Origin of the sequence: Kitasatospora arboriphila (assembly GCF_039528095.1) — a bacterium.
Taxonomy (GTDB): domain Bacteria; phylum Actinomycetota; class Actinomycetes; order Streptomycetales; family Streptomycetaceae; genus Kitasatospora; species Kitasatospora arboriphila.
In genome coordinates, this window is sequence record NZ_BAAALD010000195.1 from 1 (window position 1) to 4,131 (window position 4,131).

The following is a 4,131-nucleotide window of genomic DNA, read 5'->3' on the forward strand; positions in this document are numbered from 1 at the left end:
CAACTACCCTGACTGAAGCCGCATAGCCCGTGTCCAACATCCGGGGTCAAGGCCCCACGCCGATCAGCACCAGGGTGACGTTCATGTCCATCAGGTCCCGGATCAGGTCCAAGGTGTCCTGGTCGCTCTCCCGATGCATGCGCAACCTGGTGATGTCGTCCAGGATCAGCGCGGTGGAACGGTGGGCCTTCAACGCCTCGCGGACGCTGCGGATCAGCAGGTGGAGCGTCTTGGGGTGCGGTTCCCCGAAGAAGTCGAGGATGGCCTGGCACAAGCCCTTCGGGGTCGCTCGCACCGGGGTCTTGCAGTAGACGACTGGCACCATCAGGTCCCGCGTCCCGGGAACCGGCGGGGGAAGAAGCTGCTGGTGCAGTTCGCGCCAGACCGCCTCGAACTCGGCGGCGACCTCGCACGCGGTGGCGGTCTTCCCCTGGAACCCGCCACCGCTGATCATCAGGCCGTCGCGGGTGCCGGGCTCGAAGTCCAGCGCGTTGTTGCGGAGTCGGGTGCTCATCAGCGCGGACACCTTGTCGCTCATCGGCGTCCGCTGGAGCGCCAGGTTCACGTGCGTCGCCGTGCGGTGCAGGTCGTAGAGGGCCCGCTTGCGCGGGCTCAGCGCCGCGTACTGATCCGCCGTCATCCGCGGTGCCGGCACGAACGTGCCGCGCATGCGGCGCCAGTCCTGCCAGCCCTCGGCGGTGGTGCGGTCCGGTGGCGGCCCGGCCCGCAGAAACGGTGCGATCGCGGCCTGCGGTGTCAGGCTGTCACTCATCGGGCTCCCCATCATCGTCGGGCGAGGGCAGGAGGAACGGATCGCGTTCGCGATCGCCGGTGCCGAGCAGACCCGGCGGCTTCATCGGTGAGGGGACGGCTCGTTCCCGGCGGCGCCTGCGGTCCGCGTCGACGGCCGAGCGGACCTGCCGGGCGCGTTGCAACGGCACCACCTCTGCGGCCGTGTCCCGGATCGGTTCGATTCCCTGCCGGGGCCGATGGCGGTCCCGGTCGGCGGCCTGCGCGCGTTGCTCCTCCCTCGCCTGTCCGGCCCGGCCCCGCTTGCCCGCGGCCTTCTCCGCCCGGCGTCCCAGCCACTGCTCGACCGGAACGTGCTCGCCCAGCAGATCGAGTAGGACTGGCAGCAGGTCGCGGTCATCGCGCGGGGCCAGGCCCCGCCGGGCCGCCTCCACCAGCAGTTCGTCGACCCTCGCGTCGGAGAACGCCGGGACCTCTCCCTCGGGCGGCAGGCCGTTCCAGCGAAGCGCGTGCCACCGCCCCGACAGGTCCTCGAAGAACACCTCGCGCCGGTCGCGCGGATCCCGGCGGATCCGCCACAACCCCGCGTGCTTGCCCCCTCGGGGCGAGCGTCGGCCGCGATGGTCGTCCAGGGCCGGGCCGTCGTACCAAAGGTTCTTGATCTTCACTCCGCGTTTGCGGTGGATCATCACGTAGCTGGCCGGCAGGACCCCGTAGTAGGAGTCTGGGGAAGGGATCCGCAGGCCGAAGCCGCCTTGCGCGAAAGAGGAGGCGAACAGCGTGTTCGGGCTGTGCCGCTGGTCGGGTGCCCAGGGCGGGGCGTGCTGCCCCAGGCGCCGGTTCTGCCACACCTTCACAACCCAGGTCGCGACCAGGTGCTCCATCGCGGACACCGTGAACATCGCGTCGCCCGCCGCCTTGGCGACTGAGGACACGCACATGCACCGCGGCGTCGACGGCTGCTTCTCCTGATCGTGGCGTGACGACTGGAACTGGAAGGCCCGGGTGTACTACCCCAACCGGTGCAAGGACACCCGGCTGTTCAACGTCGCCTGGCGGCCCAGCGCGTACAAGAAGACCATGATCAAGGTGCCGGCGGCGCCAAGGGCAGTGCCGAGCAGATGAGCGACCCCAGCGGCATCTGGAACGGCGGCCGCGCCTGACGGCTGTTCCGCGCCGTGCGCGCGACAGCACTGGGCCCACGCCCTCCAGTGCGGTGCACCCTGCTCCCGTGTCGGTGGGCGGCCTTATGGTGCCGCCGTGAATCTTGATGATCTCCAGTGGCAGCTGGACAACCATGGCGGCGTTCCGCCCCGGGTCGTCGATGCGATCGTCGAGCGCGGCGCTCTGGAGCAGCTGGTCGAGGCGGCACGCGAACGCGAGGACTGGTTCTGTGCGCAGGCGGCGGTGCGCGGGTTGTGCGCGGCTGGTGCCTTCGAGCGGGCGTGGTCGGTGATCGAGCCGTTCGCGGTCACCGGCTGGCAGCCGGCCCTCCGGGTTGGCGCCGACGTCCTGGTGCGGTCGGGGCGTGTCCGTGAGGCGCTGGAGCTCGCGCATCCCGAAGGTGGGGACGGAAAGCCGCTCGGTGTGTGGCAGGACTACGCCGAGGTGCTGGTCGAGGCGGGAAGGGTGGACGAGGCCATCGACATGCTCGTGCCGTACCTGCGCGAAGACTGGGCGCTGCTGCGGTCCTTGGTGCGGATGACCGAGGGCCAGGGGCGCGACGAGCGGGTACTAAAGCTGCTCACCCCGATCGCGGAGGAGTTCCGGGCGAGCCCTGGACGGTGCGGCGTGCGTGACCTGTGGATTGCACTGCCCCTGCAGGCACTGGTCCTGGAACGGTCCGGCAGGGTGGACGAGGCGATCCACCAGCTGGGCGCGGACGTGGCCGCCCGCCGGTACGGGCCGCAGAACACCGTCGACTACTACACCCAGATGCTGGCACGGAACGGGAAGATCGAGGAGCTGCACGAACTCGCCACCGGCCCGCAACAGCGCGACGCCTCCCGCCCGTACGTGGAGGCTTTGGAGAACCTGGACCGGGCCGACGAGGCGGAAGCGTTCCTGCGCGAGCGCATTCGCGCCACCGAGTACCCGACCGGGTACGAGAGTCAGCTGCTGGTGTTGTTGGCCGGGCAGGGCCGGTTCGACGAGGCCGTCGCCGCCGTGGCCCACACGTTCGACGATCTCTACGACTCGAACCTCCTCCAGCCGGCGATGCTCGTGCTCGCCGAACACGGCCGTCCCGACCTGGCACTGGAACTCACCGAAGGGCGGCGCAGCGTCGAATTCATGGAGGAGAGCGGGCAGTACTGGCTTCCGTCCACCCGGTGGTGGCTGATGGGCGAGGCGGGTCGGTGCCGGGAGGCCATCGCCGAAATCGAGGCCATCAGGGACGCGGAGCCGCCGTCGCCTTTCGAGGTCGACGACCGGAACGCCACCATCGGACTGCTGCTCGCGAAGGACGGCCGCGAGGAGGAGGCCGTCGCCCACCTCCGCCAGTGCCCGGGCTACGGGGTGACGACCGAGCTGGCCCTGGTGCTGGCCGGGCAGGGCCGCTTTGCCGAGGCCATCGCCGCCATACCCGGCGTGGCCGCCCAGCGGGAGGAGAAACGACGCGAACAGGCGTACTGGGACGAGCGCAAGAAGGCCGCCGGCGACAGAGGGTGCACCGAAGAACCGCCCTTCTGACAGTCCCGCACACCGGATCCTGTTCACGGCGATAGAGACGGGTGTGGCGGTGAGCCGGCCTCCGGCGGGGGGTGCGGAGCAGGGCGTGGAGTTCGTCGGGGTCGGTGCGGGCGGGGTCGAGCCAGGCGTCGGCCTCCGCGGGGCCGATCGTGAGCGGCATGCGGTCGTGGATGCGGTCGGCGGCGTCACCACCGCGCAGGCCCACCAGATCGCCGCCGCGGCCGCCGGCGGCTGCGGCCGGCACGGCGGGGTGCGGTTCGTTCGGCTCCGCCGGGCGGAGTAGTGCTGCGGATTCTTCATCTGTCCGACAGGGCTCACCCGAAGGCTGGTCGGGTAGGTCTGGCGGGCCTGCGGGGACAAGAAGTCCGCCGTCGTTGCCCCGCCAGTTGCGGGCGGTGCCGTGGTCGGGTCGCTTGTCGCGGGCGTCGGCCGACGAGCCGGTGCCGGCATCAGTGAATGCTGATGCTCTCGGCCAGTTCGACGATTTCCGGGCCGAGGTGCAGGTCCTGCAGCCAGCCCATCAGCTGGTCGTGCTGGTCGCGCGTGAGGCCTTCGTGCAGGCCGGCCTGCAGCAGGCCGGCGGCGAGGTGCTGCCTGACGGCCCGCGGCGTGCACTCCTGGCCGATCCGCCGCAGAAGGTGGCCGGCCGCGGTCTCGTCGCCGGTAGCGCGGGCGGCGTCGAGTTCCATG

The 4,131-nt window shown here is 70.8% G+C and carries 4 protein-coding genes; 1 reads left to right on the forward strand and 3 read right to left on the reverse strand.

What is annotated here, in order from left to right; translation table 11 throughout:
- Positions 1-46: 46 nt before the first annotated feature.
- Together ABD353_RS39290 and ABD353_RS39295 are read right to left on the reverse strand one after the other, a co-directional pair.
- Positions 47-772 carry an AAA family ATPase gene (locus tag ABD353_RS39290; protein WP_344628518.1) on the reverse strand — a complete coding sequence of 242 codons (726 nt, stop codon included), beginning with the start codon at positions 770-772 and terminating at the stop codon, positions 47-49.
- Entirely contained in the window at positions 765-1,685 is a 921-nt protein-coding gene (locus tag ABD353_RS39295) for a hypothetical protein (protein ID WP_344628519.1), read from the reverse strand. The genes ABD353_RS39290 and ABD353_RS39295 overlap by 8 nt, the downstream gene beginning before the upstream one ends.
- 325 nt (positions 1,686-2,010) lie before the next feature.
- On the opposite strand from ABD353_RS39295, the gene ABD353_RS39300 reads away from it, so the two are divergent.
- A complete protein-coding gene (locus ABD353_RS39300; RefSeq protein ID WP_344628520.1) occupies positions 2,011-3,441 on the forward strand; it encodes a hypothetical protein in 1,431 nt (476 codons plus the stop codon).
- Between the two features lie 449 nt (positions 3,442-3,890).
- On the opposite strand, the gene ABD353_RS39305 is transcribed toward ABD353_RS39300, so the two are convergent.
- Positions 3,891-4,131: hypothetical protein (locus ABD353_RS39305; protein ID WP_344628521.1), on the reverse strand; the 241-nt coding region annotated here is incomplete at its 5' end.

Bases quoted from the DNA above. Each gene is read 5' to 3' on its own strand.
- ABD353_RS39290 (WP_344628518.1), bottom strand. From the start codon at position 772: ATGAGTGACAGCCTGACACCGCAGGCCGCGATCGCACCGTTTCTGCGG.